At 67.6% G+C, this 15,142-nt stretch carries 19 protein-coding genes; 3 read left to right on the top strand and 16 right to left on the bottom strand.

Going from position 1 to position 15,142, the window contains the following annotated elements; genetic code table 11:
* Positions 1–152: 152 nt before the first annotated feature.
* Positions 153–914 carry an SDR family NAD(P)-dependent oxidoreductase gene (locus tag Q0654_RS13795; RefSeq protein ID WP_298854754.1) on the top strand — a complete coding sequence of 254 codons (762 nt, stop codon included), beginning with the start codon at positions 153–155 and terminating at the stop codon, positions 912–914.
* A 283-nt stretch (positions 915–1,197) separates the two neighbouring features.
* Here the strand turns inward: Q0654_RS13795 and Q0654_RS13790 are convergent, their stop codons facing one another.
* Entirely contained in the window at positions 1,198–2,046 is an 849-nt protein-coding gene (locus tag Q0654_RS13790; protein ID WP_298854752.1) for a helix-turn-helix domain-containing protein, read from the bottom strand.
* A 73-nt stretch (positions 2,047–2,119) separates the two neighbouring features.
* Between Q0654_RS13790 and Q0654_RS13785 the strand changes: the two genes are divergently transcribed.
* The gene (locus Q0654_RS13785) at positions 2,120–2,656 is read left to right on the top strand and encodes a DUF3224 domain-containing protein (protein WP_298854750.1); all 537 of its coding nucleotides are present in this window, start codon (positions 2,120–2,122) and stop codon (positions 2,654–2,656) included.
* A 377-nt stretch (positions 2,657–3,033) separates the two neighbouring features.
* On the opposite strand, the gene Q0654_RS13780 is transcribed toward Q0654_RS13785, so the two are convergent.
* The 8 genes from Q0654_RS13780 to Q0654_RS13745 form a co-directional block, all read right to left on the bottom strand.
* Entirely contained in the window at positions 3,034–3,651 is a 618-nt protein-coding gene (locus tag Q0654_RS13780; RefSeq protein ID WP_298854748.1) for an RES family NAD+ phosphorylase, read from the bottom strand.
* Positions 3,652–3,713: 62 nt separating this feature from the next.
* Positions 3,714–4,148, bottom strand: coding sequence for an MbcA/ParS/Xre antitoxin family protein (locus Q0654_RS13775; protein WP_298854746.1), 435 nt, complete (start codon positions 4,146–4,148; stop codon positions 3,714–3,716).
* 108 nt (positions 4,149–4,256) lie between these two features.
* Positions 4,257–4,745 (bottom strand): peptide-methionine (S)-S-oxide reductase MsrA, encoded by a 489-nt coding sequence (gene msrA / locus Q0654_RS13770; protein ID WP_298854760.1) that lies wholly within the window; start codon positions 4,743–4,745, stop codon positions 4,257–4,259.
* Positions 4,746–4,753: 8 nt separating this feature from the next.
* The gene (msrB, locus tag Q0654_RS13765) at positions 4,754–5,218 is read right to left on the bottom strand and encodes a peptide-methionine (R)-S-oxide reductase MsrB (RefSeq protein WP_298854744.1); all 465 of its coding nucleotides are present in this window, start codon (positions 5,216–5,218) and stop codon (positions 4,754–4,756) included.
* Positions 5,219–5,410: 192 nt separating this feature from the next.
* The gene (gene cyoE, locus Q0654_RS13760) at positions 5,411–6,319 is read right to left on the bottom strand and encodes a heme o synthase (protein WP_298854742.1); all 909 of its coding nucleotides are present in this window, start codon (positions 6,317–6,319) and stop codon (positions 5,411–5,413) included.
* A 131-nt stretch (positions 6,320–6,450) separates the two neighbouring features.
* The gene (locus tag Q0654_RS13755; RefSeq protein WP_298854741.1) at positions 6,451–7,581 is read right to left on the bottom strand and encodes a COX15/CtaA family protein; all 1,131 of its coding nucleotides are present in this window, start codon (positions 7,579–7,581) and stop codon (positions 6,451–6,453) included.
* The gene (locus tag Q0654_RS13750) at positions 7,581–8,129 is read right to left on the bottom strand and encodes a hypothetical protein (protein ID WP_298854739.1); all 549 of its coding nucleotides are present in this window, start codon (positions 8,127–8,129) and stop codon (positions 7,581–7,583) included. Before Q0654_RS13750 ends, Q0654_RS13755 begins: the two co-directional genes overlap by 1 nt.
* Positions 8,126–8,845 (bottom strand): SURF1 family protein, encoded by a 720-nt coding sequence (locus tag Q0654_RS13745; RefSeq protein ID WP_298854737.1) that lies wholly within the window; start codon positions 8,843–8,845, stop codon positions 8,126–8,128. The genes Q0654_RS13750 and Q0654_RS13745 overlap by 4 nt, the downstream gene beginning before the upstream one ends.
* Before the next feature lie 57 nt (positions 8,846–8,902).
* Between Q0654_RS13745 and Q0654_RS13740 the strand changes: the two genes are divergently transcribed.
* Entirely contained in the window at positions 8,903–9,109 is a 207-nt protein-coding gene (locus Q0654_RS13740; RefSeq protein ID WP_298854735.1) for a twin transmembrane helix small protein, read from the top strand.
* A 100-nt stretch (positions 9,110–9,209) separates the two neighbouring features.
* Here Q0654_RS13740 and Q0654_RS13735 read toward each other — a convergent pair whose 3' ends face one another.
* The 7 genes from Q0654_RS13735 to Q0654_RS13705 all read right to left on the bottom strand — a co-directional run bounded on the left by Q0654_RS13735 (position 9,210) and on the right by Q0654_RS13705 (position 15,091).
* On the bottom strand, positions 9,210–10,085 hold the full coding sequence (locus Q0654_RS13735) for a cytochrome c oxidase subunit 3 (protein WP_298854734.1): 876 nt from the start codon (positions 10,083–10,085) through the stop codon (positions 9,210–9,212).
* Between the two features lie 70 nt (positions 10,086–10,155).
* Positions 10,156–10,731: a cytochrome c oxidase assembly protein gene (locus tag Q0654_RS13730; RefSeq protein WP_298854730.1), complete on the bottom strand. Its 576-nt coding sequence runs from the start codon at positions 10,729–10,731 to the stop codon at positions 10,156–10,158.
* Positions 10,728–10,862, bottom strand: coding sequence for a hypothetical protein (locus tag Q0654_RS13725; RefSeq protein WP_298854728.1), 135 nt, complete (start codon positions 10,860–10,862; stop codon positions 10,728–10,730). Before Q0654_RS13725 ends, Q0654_RS13730 begins: the two co-directional genes overlap by 4 nt.
* 73 nt (positions 10,863–10,935) lie before the next feature.
* The gene (ctaD, locus tag Q0654_RS13720) at positions 10,936–12,570 is read right to left on the bottom strand and encodes a cytochrome c oxidase subunit I (RefSeq protein WP_298854727.1); all 1,635 of its coding nucleotides are present in this window, start codon (positions 12,568–12,570) and stop codon (positions 10,936–10,938) included.
* Positions 12,571–12,587: 17 nt separating this feature from the next.
* Entirely contained in the window at positions 12,588–13,487 is a 900-nt protein-coding gene (coxB, locus tag Q0654_RS13715; RefSeq protein ID WP_298854725.1) for a cytochrome c oxidase subunit II, read from the bottom strand.
* Between the two features lie 5 nt (positions 13,488–13,492).
* Positions 13,493–13,978, bottom strand: coding sequence for a DUF2244 domain-containing protein (locus Q0654_RS13710; protein WP_298854723.1), 486 nt, complete (start codon positions 13,976–13,978; stop codon positions 13,493–13,495).
* A gap of 231 nt (positions 13,979–14,209) precedes the next feature.
* Positions 14,210–15,091, bottom strand: a complete 882-nt coding sequence (locus Q0654_RS13705) for a YbaY family lipoprotein (RefSeq protein WP_298854721.1) — start codon at positions 15,089–15,091, stop codon at positions 14,210–14,212.
* Positions 15,092–15,142: the final 51 nt, after the last annotated feature.

The raw sequence follows: 15,142 nt of genomic DNA, 5'->3' as shown, positions 1-15,142 counted from the left end.
CGGACTTACACAAATCCGGGATGAGCGGGTCCAAGGGAACTGGGTGGCAAGACAACTGAAAGCAAGTGGCAGAGCAAACCGTTGGCAGCAATCAGACACTCGTAGACTACCCCGCCTACAATCTGCGCCCTTTCCACCCACGAGGAAACCCCATGCAGCTCAATGAAGTCCGCGCCATCGTCACCGGTGGCGCCAGTGGTCTCGGCCTTGCCGCGGCGCGCCATCTCGCGGCCAAGGGCGCCAAGCTGGCGCTGTTCGATTTGAGCGAAGAGCGCGGGCAAACCGCGGCCGCCGAACTGGGTGCGCACTTCTTCCGCGCCGATGTCAGCAACGAGGCCGACATCAGCACCCAAGTGGCGGCGGCGCGCGAGGCCTTGGGCGGGCTGAATGCGGCGATCAACTGCGCCGGCATCCTTGGCGCCGGCCGCGTGCTGGGCAAGGACGGTCCGATGCCGCTGTCGCAGTTCGAGACAACGGTGCGGGTGAATCTGATCGGCAGCTTCAATGTGGCCAAGGCCGCGGCGGCGCTGATGCAGGGCAATGAGCCGAATGCCGAAGGCGAGCGCGGGGTGATCATCAACACCGCCTCGATCGCCGCCTACGAGGGCCAGATCGGCCAGGCCGCCTACTCGGCCAGCAAGGGCGGTGTGGTGGGCATGACCCTGCCGATGGCGCGCGAGTTCGCCCGCGTCGGCATCCGCGTGATGACAGTGGCGCCGGGCGTGTTCCACACGCCGATGGTCGATGGCATGCCGGAGCAGGTGTATGCGTCGCTGTGTGCGCAGGTCCCCTTCCCCTCAAGACTGGGTCGGCCGGACGAGTTCGCGGATTCAGTCGCCTTTGTCCTGCAGAACAGCTACATGAACGGTTCGGTGATCCGGGTCGATGGGGCGATTCGTCTGGCGCCGAAGTGAGACATCGACTCGCGACTGGCGCAGTCAGCGTCGGGTTCCCCCCTCTCCCCAACCTGCCTTCGCTTCGCTCGGGCTTCGGAGAGCGTCGGCTGCCGCCGGCAGCCGACAAGCGCTCTCCTACGCTTCCCGCGAGGGGAGAGGGGCTTGAGGCTGAGGCTCGCGCGGAACCTTGAGGGATGCTGCACCCGCTGCCCAATTCCTCTCCCGCGATGGAGAGGGGCTTCAAGCGGGGCTGCATTCGCAGCGTCGAGCGGCCGCGCTCGACGCGAAGGCAGCGCGATGCTCAGCTCAGCCACAGCCGCGCGTACTGCTGCGGGCTTACGCCCAGCACGCCGCGGAAGCTGCGGCTGAAGTGGGCGGCGTCGGCGTAGCCGGTGTCGGCAGCCAGGTCGGCCAGCCGCGGCGCGGGCTGCTGCTGGAGTCGATGCAGGGCTTCGTGCAGGCGATAGCGGGCGAGGATCCACTTGGGGCTCACGCCAACCCAGTCCGCCAGCAGGCGCTGCAGCTGGCGCAGGCTGAGCCCGGCGCGTTCCGCCCAGGCATCGGCGCGCAGCAGGTCGCGATCGTCGCGTGCGGTGTCGATGAGGGCGGCGAGCTGCAGTGGCTCCTGCGCTCGCAGGGGTAGCGCCTGTTCAAGGGTCTCTTCGATCGCGTCGAAGCGCGTGTCCAGGCTCTCGCCCGCGAGTTCGCCGAACAGGCGCTGGCCAAGGTCATGCGCGAAGGCCAGTGCCGGCAGTTCCTTGGCGGGCTGTATGAGATCGCGCAGGCCGGAGACTGGTGCACCCCAATAGGCGCGGAAGCCTTCGGGACGGAACTTGATGCCCAGCACCTGGCCCTGCGGGGCCAGCTCGCGCTGCCACAGGCGCGTATGCGGCCCGGTGAGCGTGCAGGCACCGGCTTCGAAGGTCCAGTGCACACAGGGGTGCGGCACGGTGGCAACGCGCTGCGCGGCGCCTGCAGGCAGTCGCCACTGCACGCACCAGAGATGCTCGACAAAGGGCTGCAGGGCAGCAGAAGGCGCACGCCGCAGATGGGCGAACTCGCCCGACGGAAGCGGTGTGGCAACGCCGCGCACGGGCCGCAGGCCCGAGCCCTCCGCGGGCTGTCGCGTTTGTTCAAGCGCGTCACGCACGGCTCTGTTGGAATGGCCCCGCTGCACCCCTGCCCTGCCCCGCGCGCTGCGCGCCCTGCCCCGGACGATCATCATGCGACAGCTCGAATGCCTGCGCACTTCCATCGGCAACGATGCCTTCCGCTTCGCCATGCGCGCCTCCGCCCTGGCCGTGATGCTGTGCGCCGGCGCAGCGATGCCGGCACGCGCTGCCGACCTCTCCCTCAAGGATTCCGAGATGCAAACGATCAGCGGCCGTTTCGAAGTGAAGATGACGCCCGAACCCGGCGAGTTCGATGCCGAGGGCATCGCACGTTTCCGATTGGACAAGCGCTACGAAGGCGCGCTGACGGCCGAAGCCAAGGGTCTGATGACGGCGCACCAGGCCACGATCGCCGGCTCGGCGGGCTATGTGGCGATCGAGCGCGTGCGCGGCACCTTGGACGGCCGCAGCGGCAGCTTCGTGCTGCAGCACAACGGACTGATGTGGGGCGCGACGCGCCAGCTCTCGATCGAGGTGATTCCCGACTCGGCGGATGGCGAACTCGCCGGCCTGCGCGGACGCATGGGCATTCGCATCGAGGACGGCGTGCACTTCTACGACTTCGAGTACAGCCTGCCCGGGGCCTGAGCGCGCCGAACTGCACGCTGCGCCAGCGACTCGGGACAGCCCCCGAGGAACCGCGCTGCAGGCACTCGCCAGACTCGAAGGGATGGAGCCTGAGCCGCAGAAACGGCCTCGCGCGCTCAGGTGCTTGACTCTACCCACCAGAATCACCGCGCAAGCAGGTGGCGCGGGGCGTCTCTCACCCGAAGGCCTGCGAGCATGATCAGCCCGCCGCTGTCGCCTGCCACAAACCCGTCGAACGCACGGATGCGGATGGGTGGGTCATCGTCGGCAAGCGTGAACGGCGTGGGCGAGACCTCGGTGACCGGGCCGCGCCGGCTATGCCATCACCCTACCGGCTCCAGATCGTCAGCGAATCCAGGCGCGCCGGGGTCCGCTGCTCAGGCGGCCGCGACGAAGGCCTCGATCCGCGCGCCATCCCAGCGGTAGAGCAGATGCGGCCCCTGCTTCACCGGGCCGATCAGGTCGGGGTAGAACAGGGCCACGCATTGGCCGCCGGGCTTGCGCACGCTGTCGAAGACGATGCCCTCGCTGCCCTTGTCGCGCAGGCGGGTGGCGAAGGCCTGGCTGATGGCATAGCTGTGCGGGTCGTGCAGGCGCGGCCAGTCGCCGCCGCGCACGTCGTGCAGGTCGGCTCGGACATTGCCCTGGTAGCTGCGCATCTGCAGGTCGATCGGCGGCTCCTTCGAGGCGCGCAGGAAGCGCTCGCGGTGGTAGACCGTTTCGGCGATGGCGGTGGGCAGCTCGCGCGCCGCGTAGTAGGCGCCGAACTTCGCCGTGGAGAAGCGCCCGCCGTCGGGGTGGACATGGGTGAAAGCACTCATCACCGGCGTGGTGCCCGGCCCGCTGACCCGTCGCTCGGGCGGGATGCGGCGCAGATGGCCGAGCTGCTCGCGCAGACGATCGTTGGTCAGGGCTTCGAGCGCGAACACAGCGTCGAGGTCGGCGGGATCGGCCACGGCATCGAACAGCCCGCGCGGCGGAAAAATCGAAGGCACGATGCGATGGCTGGGTCGCCAGACCACTGCTGCCAAGGGCGGAGTCGCAGGATCGCTGCGCCTCATCCGCCGCGCTCGGCGTCGAGGTACTGGCGCACGCGGTAGAGGTCGACCACCTGCCCGCCCAGCATGTGCTCCAGTGGGGTCTGCCCGCCGAAGGGCGAGGTGCTGTTTGGCCGCTTGACCCAGGCGTCGGCACGCTCGGGCACCGGCAGCAGCACCTGCAGCGCCTTGTAGATGCCCAGCAGATAGCTCAGGCGCTCGATCAGATCATGCGGGACGATGCCGATGTCGCCGCGCTTCCAGCGGAAGAAGGTCGAGCGCGCCGGCGAGCCGAGCAGCACCTGCTCCTGCCGTGTGTCCAGACCCCAGCGCTGGGCGATGTTGAAGAAGGTGCGCAGGCCGGGTCCAGCGAGATCGTCTGTCGAGTGCGCCGGTGCGGGCGCAGGGCGCGCCTCGACGATTCGGCTTGGGCGTGTTGCATCGGCAGGCGCCATGGCGTGAGTCTCGATTTGGACTTGTTCGCCAGTCTGATCCTGATCCGCACCCACCACAAGCCCCGAGCTGCGAACGCCCTCACGATCTCGTCCGCCCGGGGTCGCGGATCAGGGCAGCACCCACTGCGGCCGCACCCAGTGGCAGGTGTAGCCGCTCGGATACTTCTGCAGGTAGTCCTGGTGCTCGGGCTCGGCCTCCCAGAAGGGGCCGGCGGGTTTGACTTCGGTGACCACCTTGCCCGGCCAGCGGCCGGAGGCGTCGACGGCGGCGATGGTCTCCAGCGCGATCTGCTGCTGGCGCGCATCCAGCGGATAGATGCCCGAGCGGTAGGACAGGCCGCGGTCATTGCCCTGGCGATTGAGCGTGGTCGGGTCGTGGATCTGGAAGAAGAACTCCAGCAGCTGGCGATAGCTGAAGACCGTCGGATCGAACACGATCTCGATGCCCTCGGCGTGGGTGCCGTGATTGCGGTAGGTCGCGTTCGCCACATCGCCGCCGGTGTAGCCGACGCGGGTGCGGATCACCCCGGGCAACGCGCGGATCAGCTCCTGCATGCCCCAGAAGCAGCCGCCCGCGAGGATCGCGGTTTCGGTCATGGTGGTGCTCATGCGTGCTCCTTCTGCAGGGCGACGGCGTTGATGCAGTAGCGCAGGCCGGTGGGTGGCGGGCCATCGGGAAAGACGTGGCCCAGATGGCCATCGCAGACGGCGCACAGGGTCTCGATCCGATGCATACCGTGGCTCAGGTCTTCGACATAGGCGACCACGCCCTCGACCACCGGCGCAGTGAAACTGGGCCATCCGGAATGGCTCTCGAACTTTGTCGTGGCGTCGAACAGCAGGGTGCCGCAGCCGGCGCAGGCGTAGCGGCCGGGCTCGAACAGGCTGCACATACCGGAAGAGAAGGCGCGCTCGGTGCCGTGCAGACGCAGCACCCGGAACTGCTCGGGCGTGAGCCGCACGCGCCAGTCCCCCTCACTCAGCTCCAGCCGCCGCGGCGGCGGCGGATTGCCGCGACGGGCCCAGATCAGGACCTGATTCCAGGTGGGTGTTGTACCGGCATCGGACATGGATCGACTCCTGTTCGCCTTTCATTGACGGGCAAGACTACGGAGTGTGCCGCGAAGCGAAGTGATTGCCCCTCAGGCTGTCCGGCGAATCCCGGCCCTCGCACGCAGCGCTCGGGCGCCCATCGGCGCACGGACCGGTGGTCCGTAAGCGCGCCTCTTTGCTCCCGAATTCCGAATCACCAATCCCGGCCTCTAAGCCACCGGCTCGAAGTACAGCGCGTTGGCGATCGTGGGGCCGGTGTCGAGGTAGTGGTCCACCAGCAGGAAGGCGAACAGCGCCATCAGGTAGAGGATGGAGTAGTTGAACACCTCCATCGCGAAGCGCTCCGACGGCGGGTTCAGCAGGCGCAGGGCGTAGTAGAGGAAGACCGCGTTCAGCACCAGGGCGCCGCCCAGGTAGAAGCTGCCGCTCATGCCGGTGACCCAGGGCAGGAGCGTGGCGGCGATCAGCAGCAGGGTGTAGAGCAGCACCTGCACCCGCGTGTACTCGACGCCGTGGGTGACCGGCAGCATGGGCACGCCGGCGCGGGCATAGTCGTCGCGGCGGAAGATCGCCAGCGCCCAGAAGTGCGGCGGCGTCCAGATGAAGATGATCAGGAACAGCAGCAGGGCATAGGGGTGCACCTCACCCGTGGCCGCGGCCCAGCCCAGCACCGGCGGCGCCGCGCCGGCGGCTCCACCGATCACGATGTTCTGCGGCGTCGCGCGCTTGAGATAGGCCGTATAGACCACCGCATAGCCGATCAGCGAAGCGAAGGTCAGCAGGGCGGTCAGCACGTTGACGAACAGCACCAGCACCAGCATCGAAGCCGCGCCGAGGGCCAGCGCGAAGGCCAGCACCTGCCAGCCCACCAGTTCGCCCGAGGGCAGCGGGCGGTGCTGGGTGCGAGCCATCACCGCATCGATGCGCTGGTCGATCAGATGGTTGATCGCCGCCGCCGAGGCCGCCGCCAGCCAGATGCCGAGGTTGCCGAAGATCAGCGCGTTCCAGGGCGGCAGGCCGGGCACGGCCAGCAGCATGCCGACGAAGGCGGTGAACACGATCAGGGCCACGACCTTGGGCTTGGTCAGCGGCCAGTACTGGCGGAAAGCGGAAGTCATGCGATGCAAAGCCTGAGGCCCGGGCGCCCTGGCTGCAAGCCGAGGCGGTTCCGGGCCGGGTGGGATCAGCGGTTCGTGGAGGTCGTCGAAGGGGCGGCCCGAGGCCGCATCGCGGCGCTCGGGCGGCTGGCTCAGGCGGTCTGCGGCCGCAGGCGGGCGAGCAGGCCCACCAGCAGGAACAGCAGCAGGGCGGCCACGACGTTGTGGGCGGTGGCCACCGGCAGCGGCAGGCCGGCAACGACATTGGTGATGCCCAGCAGCACCTGCAGGCCCAGCACCATCAGCAGGCCCCAGCCGTAGGTCGGCAAGCCTTCCGCGTTCAGCCTGCGGGCCAGCCAGACCAGATAGCCGACGACGACCAGCGCGAACAGGCGATGCATCATCTGGATCGCCGTGCGCGCTTCGGGGTCAAGCAAACCCCCTTCGTAGTCGACGCCGATTCCGCGCCAGAGCACGGCGGCTTCCGCGAAGTCCATCTGCGGCCACCACTGGCCCAGGCAGGTCGGGAAGTCGGTGCCGCAGGCCAGCGCGGCATAGTTGGCCGAGACCCAGCCGCCCAGCGCGATCTGCACGCCCACCACCGCCACACCGATCCACAGCAGCGGGCGGATGCGCAGGGTCGGCGGCTGCGGGATCGCGGCGTTGGTCGAGGAGCGCAGCGCCATCCAGGTCAGCAGACAGAACATCGTCATGCCGCCCAGCAGATGCGCCATCACCACGATGGGTTTCAGCAGCCAGGTCACCGTCCACAGGCCGAGCATGGCCTGGAAGATGATGAAGCCCAGGGTGAAGGTGGCCACCCGCGCCATGTCGGAGTTCGACCAGCGCCAGGCGCTGGCCATGAGCGCGGCCTCGGCGACGATCACGACGACCGACGAGGCCACGTAGTGCTCGCGCACGTAGAGGAAGATCGCGCCGAGGATCAGCGCACACGAGGACAGCAGGATCTTCCAGGCGTGCGGGCGCGAGCGCGTGGCGAGCAGGGCGAGGCCCAGCACCAGCAGGCCGAGGATGGCCGCGATGTGGCGGTGGACCTGCTCCTTCCAGGCTTTGGGCACTTCGACCGGGCGCTCGGGGAAGGCCTCGTTGGCCGCAGCGATGTGGACGTCGTGCTTGGGCCAGGTCAGCTTGCCGTAGCAGACCGGCCAGTCGGGGCAGCCCAGGCCGGCATGCGAAAGCCGTACGTAGGCACCAAAACCGATCACGCAGATCGCCAGCGCCAGGGTGATCCAGGCGAGCTTGTTGAACTTGGGATGGATCATCACTTCACCAGTCGATCGAGGTCGCGACGCATGCGGTTGGGCTCGAAGCCGGCGGCATAGGTCACGACGAGGAAACCGTTGTGGTCGATCAGCGCCGCCGCCATGCCGGTGCCGGCGACGGCATCCACCGGCACCTGGCTGCGCAGGGCCGGCGGCAGTTCGATCTCGCGCAGACCGCCGAAGCGCTCGAGACCGTCCGGCCAGCGGCCCGGCCACAGCACGTCGAGCTTGTCGGCGCGGCGACCTTCCGAGATCCAGACCTTGTGGATCACCTCGGCCTGCGCAAGGCATTGGCTGTCGCAGGGCGCGGGCGGCAGCAGCAGCAGGTGCCAGCGGCGGGCTTCCGGATCCCAGGGGTAGGCGGCGCCGTCGATGCTCTTAAGCGGCATCGCCGACCAGTCCTGCGGCGGCTGCACGAGGCTGCCGTAGTTGCGGGTCTGGCCGGGCTGCCAGCCACCGAAGCGCAGCACCACAGCCGTGACGAAGGGCGCGCCGAACAGCAACACGATAATGATCAGGACCAGCCGCGAGCGTTGCTGCGGTGTCATGCGCGACTCCGGAAGAAAAGAAGAAGTGTGGTCACCAGCGCCGCCAGGGCGAGGCCAGCCCACTGCAAGGCGTAGCCGCGATGCTTTTCGGGCGGCAGTGTATTGGGCAGAACGTCCAGATCGCGCGCATGGCCGATCGGCAGCGCGGGATCGAGACGCAGCAGCCTGGGCAGCAGGCGCAGGCCGGTCTGCTGCGAAAGCTCGTCGACATCGAGGTAGTTGAGCAGCGCCACCGGGCCGGTTGCGACCGGATTGGGGGCGAGCCTCAGGCCCTGTCCCGGCAGCGCGGCCAGCAGGCCCTGCGCGTCGAGGCGCGCCGGCAGTTCTTCAAGCGCCGGCAGGCGGCGGTCCGCCGCGATCGGCAGCCAGCCGAGATCGGCGAGAAACCAGCGCTCATCGCCTCCGACCGCGCGGACCAGGGCGTACTCGCGCAGACCCACCCTGCCCTCGCGCTGCTGGTTGTCGAGCAGCAGGCGTGGGTTTGCGCGCAGCTCGATTTCGCCGCGCACCGCCATCGGTACTCCGGCGCTTTCCGGGGCCGCCAGCGCGGCGGCCAGCGCTTGCGGCGCGGCTTGGCGCGCGGCTTCGACCTGGTCGAGCCAGGCCTGCTTCTGTCCGGCGCGACCGAATTGCCAGCTCGACAGGCTCGCGAAGCCGAGCGCAAGCAGCAGGCCTGCCGAGGCCAGCAGATAGCGTTTGATCGAGGAGGTGCTCACGCCGACCTGCATGCGACGGGTGAGATACTTGGCACTGTCATTGCTCAGGTGCTGGCCATGGAAAAGCTGCTGATCATCGGGTTCCTCGCGCTCATCCTCTACAACCTCGGCGCGGGGCTGTACTACATGATTTCCGACAAGGGCAGCACGCACCGCACGGTGAACGCGCTGACCCGACGGATCGGCCTGTCGGTGCTGCTGATCGTGCTGGTGCTGATCGGCATCGGCACCGGCATCATCAAGCCGCACGGCATCGGCGGCTGAGTCGGTCGCTGCCGCAGGCCAGTACGGCCTGCAGCGTCCGAAACGCAGCGGGGCCGGCAGCTTGCCGGCCCCGCTGCGTTTGCGACCTGCGCCCCGCGCCTTACAGCACGTAGACGAACAGGAACAGGATCAGCCAGACCACGTCGACGAAGTGCCAGTACCAGGCCACCGCCTCGAAGGCGAAGTGGTTGTCCTTGGTGAAATGGCCCTTGGCCACGCGGAACCACATCACCGCCAGCATGATCGCGCCCAGCGTCACATGCATGCCGTGGAAGCCGGTGAGCATGAAGAAGGTGGAACCGTAGATGCCGGAGCTCAGCTTCAGGTTCAGGTCGCCGTAGGCGTGCGCGTACTCGTAGATCTGGAAGTACATGAAAATCGCGCCCAGCACGACGGTGGCCGCCAGCCAGAACAGGATCTTGCCGCGCTCACCGGCCTTCAGCGCGTGGTGGGCGATGGTCAGGGTGATGCCCGAAGCCAGCAGCAGCAGGGTGTTCAGCAGCGGAATGCCCCAGGCTGGAATGGTCTGGAAGGCGCCATTGAGCTCGTTGGGGCCATTGGTCGGCCAAGCGGCGTCGAAGCCGCTCCAGAGGAACTCGTGCGTGGCCGCTCCGGCGCCCTCGCCGCCCAGCCACGGCACCGAGAACATGCGCGCGTAGAACAGCGCGCCGAAGAAGGCCGCGAAGAACATCACTTCCGAGAAGATGAACCACAGCATGCCCATGCGGAAGCTGCGGTCGACCTGCGAGTTGTACTTGCCGCCCACCGACTCGTTGATCTGGTCGGCGAACCAGCCGCTCAGCATGAACAGGGTGACCGCGAGGCCCGCGTAGAACACCCACATGCCCCAGGCAGCGCCGTCCATCCAGCTGGCCACGCCGAGCATGGTGGTGAACAGGCCGATGGCGCCGACGATCGGCCAGGGGCTGCTGTGTGGAACGTAATAGACGTTGGCGTCGTCGTGGGCGTGTGCCATGGAGCTTCCCCGGTGAACGAAAGTTGAAAGTCTAGCAAGCAGCCCGCCGGATGCGGCGGACCGAGGCGGTTCAGTGCATGCCGCTGGCCGCCATGCGGGCGGTGGCGTGCTCGTTGTTGAAGAAGGTGTAGGACAGGGTGAGCGTGGTGATTTCGCGCGGCAGCGCGGGGTCGATCACGAAGCGCACCGGCATCGGACGCTCCTCACCGGGGTGCAGCAGCTGCTCGGTGAAGCAGAAGCACTCGGTCTTGTTGAAGAAGATCGAGGCGCGCGAGGGCGCGACGCTGGGCACCGCCTGGCCGACGATGGGCGTACTGTCCATGTTGCGGGCATGAAACATGGCCTCGTACATCTGACCCGGGTGCACCTGCATCTGGAACTGGTCCGAGCGGAAGGCCCAGTTGAGGCGCGAGTTCACCCCGGCATCGAACTCGACGGTGATGGTGCGGCTGGTGTCGACCTCGTAGCTCGCCACCACGGTCTCGCCGGTCGGCGTGCGCTCCAGGGTTATGCCGAACACCTTCTCGCAGGCAATGCGGTACAACGGCACCAGCGAGAAGGCGAACAGAAAAGTGCAGGCACAGGCGAGCAAAGCCCGGCCCAGCACCTTGCGGCTCTCGCTGCGGCTTGAAACCTCGGCGCTCATCGCCCGATCACGCCCGACAGGACGAAGGTGACGTAGACGGCCAGCGCGATCAGGCCCATGGCCAGGGCCGTACGGCGCGCCGCGACGCGCTGCTGCGGGCTGGCTTCGGTGGGGGCGTTGGGACGCTTCATGGTGTGCTTCTCGATGGCCGCTACGGCGTGGGTCGAGGGCGCACGCCCTCGACCCACGCGCGCCTGTCCGGCATCAGTGGGCGACGTTGCCGTGAGCCAGCTTGCTGTCGTCGATCACCGGCGGGGTGGTGAAGGTGTGGTGCGGGGCCGGGCTCGGCACGGTCCATTCCAGGCCCTTCGCGCCTTCCCACACGCCGGCCGTGGCCTTGGCGCCACCGCGTGCACAGCTCCACACGATGTAGACGAAGATCAGCTGCGACAGGCCGAAGCCGAAGCCGCCGATCGAACTGATCATGTTGAAGTCGGCGAACGCCACGTTGTAATCCGGGATGCGGCGCGGCATGCCGGCCAGACCCAGGAAGTGCTGCGGGAAGAACAGCAGGTTGACGAAGATCGTCGACAGCCAGAAGTGCCACTTGCCCAGCGTCTCGTTGTACATGTGGCCGGTCCACTTGGGCAGCCAGTAATAGGCCGCGGCCATGATCGAGTAGACCGCGCCCGTCACCAGCACGTAGTGGAAGTGCGCCACCACGAAGTAGGTGTCGTGGTACTGGAAGTCGGCCGGGACGATGGCCAGCATCAGGCCCGAGAAGCCGCCGATGGTGAACATCACCACGAAGCCCAGGGCGAACAGCATCGGGGTCTCGAAGGTCAGCGAGCCGCGCCACATGGTGGTGACCCAGTTGAAGACCTTCACGCCGGTGGGGATGGCGATCAGCATCGTGGCGTACATGAAGTACAGCTCGCCGCCGAGCGGCATGCCCACGGTGAACATGTGGTGGGCCCAGACGATGAACGACAGGAAGGCGATCGACGCGGTGGCGTACACCATGGCCTGGTAGCCGAACAGCGGCTTGCGGGCGAAGGTCGGGATGATCTCCGACACGATGCCGAAGGCCGGCAGGATCATGATGTAGACCTCGGGGTGCCCGAAGAACCAGAAGATGTGCTGGTACATCACCGGGTCACCGCCGCCGGCGGCGTTGAAGAAGCTGGTTTCGAAGAACTTGTCGGTCAGCAGCATGGTGACCGCGCCGGCCAGCACCGGCATCACCGCGATCAGCAGGAAGGCGGTGATCAGCCAGGTCCACACGAACACCGGCATCTTGAGCAGGTCCACGCCCGGGGCGCGCATGTTGAGCACGGTGGCGATGATGTTGATCGCGCCCATGATCGAGCTGATGCCCATCAGGTGGATGGCGAAGATGGTGAAGGCCGTGCTGTTGCCGCCCTGCAGCGACAGCGGCGGGTACAGGGTCCAGCCGCCGGCCGGGCCGCCGCCGCCGATGCCGAAGAACAGCTGCAGGATCAGCGGCATCAGCAGCAGGGTGAAGGCGAACGGCATGATCCAGAAGGACCAGTTGTTCATGCGCGGCAGCGCCATGTCCGGCGCGCCGATCTGCAGCGGGATCATCCAGTTGGCCAGGCCCACGAAGGCCGGCATGACCGCGCCGAAGATCATCACCAGCGCGTGCATGGTGGTCATCTGGTTGAAGAATTCCGGATGCACCAGCTGCAGGCCGGGCTGGAACAGCTCGGCACGGATCACCAGCGCCATCGCGCCGCCGATCAGGAACATCACCAGCGAGAACACCAGGTAGAGGGTGCCGATGTCCTTGTGGTTGGTGGTCAGCACCCAGCGCTGCATGAAGCCGGTCGGCTTATGGTCGTGGTGCTCGTCGTGGTGGGCTGCGGTCGAAGTTGCCATGGTGTCCTGCCTCCAACTCAAAACTGCGCCGCGACGGCCGGAGCCGCTGCGGGGTTGGCGCCAGCCACGCGGGCGGCGTCGTTACCGGCCTGCTCGGCCGCCAGCCAGCTCTCGAACTCGGCCGGAGTCACCGCCTTGACCACGATCGGCATGAAGCCATGGTCCTTGCCGCAGAGCTCGGCGCACTGGCCGCGGTAGATGCCCGGCGCGTTGATGCGGGTCCAGTTCTCGTTGACGACGCCCGGGATGGCGTCCTGCTTCCAGCCGAACACCGGCACCCACCAGCTGTGGATGACGTCGTCGGCAGTGATCACGAAGCGGATCTTGGTGTCGGTCGGCAGCACCAGCGGCTTGTCGACATCGAGCAGGTAGATGTTGTTGCCTTCGGCATCGGTGACGGTGTCCGGCGTCTTGCCCGAGCCCAGCTGGCGAACGGTATCGCTGCCGCGGTCGATGCGGCTGACGAAGTTCACGTTGCCCGGCTGGCCCTTGTAGTTGACGATTTCGTAGCGCCACATCCACTGGTAGCCGGTGATCTTCACCGTCATCTCGGAACCGGTGGTGTCCTCCATGCGGAACATGGTCTTGGTCGCCGGCCAGGCGACCGCAACCAGGATCAGCACCGGGATCACCGTCCAGATGATCTCGGCGGTGGTGTTGTGGCTCCAGCCCTCGGCCTTGGCGCCCTTGGACTTGCGGAACTTGATCATCGCCACGGTCATGGCGCCGAACACGATGATGCCGATCACCACGCAGATCCACAGCGTGATCATGTGCAGCCGGTAGACCTCGCCTGCGGTGTCGGTCACGCCGGTGGTCATGTTGAGCTGCCAGCGCTCGGGATTGGCGAAGGCCAGGGCCGAGAACAGCAGGGCGCAGACGCCCATTCCCAGTTGGCTCCAGTGGACACGCTTCATCAGCATCACCTTGAGTCTTCGGTAAACCTGTAAACCGCTTGCGCACGCGCCGATCGCAGGCCGTGCTCCAGATCCTTCGCGAGGCGCTCCCGCTCGGCTTCGCCGAGGAACCGCCCCACGCCCACGCGGCGTCCGCGACAGGAGAGGTACAACTGCCCTTCCAGGGCTTCGAGCCGCACCCACTGGGGCGGCTCGGACAGCGCTTCGATGAGCTCCGGCACGCGGCTCACCGAGACGCGATCGGCGTTGATCGAAATCACCTCGGCGCGCTCCGCGCGCCGCCAGACTATCCAGAACACCGTCGCCAGCACGCTCAGCTCGAGCACTGCGAATGCCGGCGCGAACACGTTGCCCTGCGACCAGCTGTAGCCGGTGACGGCCACGGCGGTCGCGATGACGAGCGCGAAGAAGCGCTTGGCTTGGCGATGATCGAGCGAGCGGTTGGGCTTCAGTACCCAGCGCTGGATGGCGCCATCGCCCTCGACGTGCACGGTCTCGATCATCGTCGCCCCCCAGCAACCGCTGGCAGGCCCAAGCTGTCGCCCAGAGCCCGCGGATGATAGGCCTCGGCGCCTGTTCCAGCAACATCGAGGGCTCGCTTGCGCATGCGGCGAGACTGCCCGTCGGCGCGCGCAGACGGCGCCAATCCTGAGTGAAATCCGGTGCCGCAAACGCAGAACCCCGCGCCAGGCGCGGGGTTCTGCGGGGGTTGCCCGGGCAGGTCAGCCGGCGCGCTGCTTCGCCAGGGCCATCACTTCGGCAGCACCTTCACGCAGGCGCTCAGCCTCGGCGGCCTCGATCGGGCCGTTCGGCCCTTCGTTGAGGATCAACTCGCCGGCCTCGTTCCAGCCCAGCCAGGTGGTGCGACCGCGCTGCTCGCGGACGATCACCCATGGCCGGTCGCCCTGGAACGCGTACTTCAGCGACGCGGTACCGGCATCGCCGAAGTCGACCTGCTCGCGCGCGAAACGCACTCGACCCTCGGCGGTGAAGGCGTCCCAACCCACGGTCACATCGTCGGTGATGCGCTCGCCGGCAATGCGGGTGAGGCCGCCGATGGCGCGTTCGATCGCGCCGAAGTCCTGCTTCATCTTCTCGGTGGGGGCGATCTGCGTGTCGGCCTGTGCGCCACCGCGCACCAGGCTCAGCGATACGCGGTCGCCATTGCCTTCCGTCAGCACCGGCTGCGGGGCGGCGCTGGAGTACAGCGGCAGACCCTCGACAGTCAGCGCTGCCAGCACGCCATAGCGGCCAGTCGCGACGATCTTCGAGGCGTCATAGGGGAGCGAGAAGCGGTGCGGCAACAGCGACGGCGCAGGCTGTGCAAGCTCGGCGACGACCGGCGGCACCTGCGAGGGATCGCTGAGGTCGAGCAGGCGGATCGAAAGCTGGAAACCTGGGGGCAGCTCGGTGAGGCCATCGACGACCAGTTCGCCGCTGATCGCGGTATCGAACTGCGGGGCCGGTGCCGGCGCCGGTGCCGAGGACTGCGACTGCGCCGCGGACGAAGCGCTGGCGGCGGTCTGCGCGGGCGGGGCGTCCTGCGAGCCGCAGGCGGTCAGCATGAGGGCGGCGACTGCCAGGGGAATCAGCTTGCGATGCATGTACGGCTCCTGGAAAACACGGGGCGACGGGAACGTCGGCCCCGACAGCGG

The sequence above is a fragment of the uncultured Aquimonas sp. genome, from assembly GCF_937888285.1.
Classification (GTDB): Bacteria; Pseudomonadota; Gammaproteobacteria; order Xanthomonadales; family Xanthomonadaceae; genus Aquimonas.
This window is presented reverse-complemented; position numbering and strand designations above follow the sequence as displayed.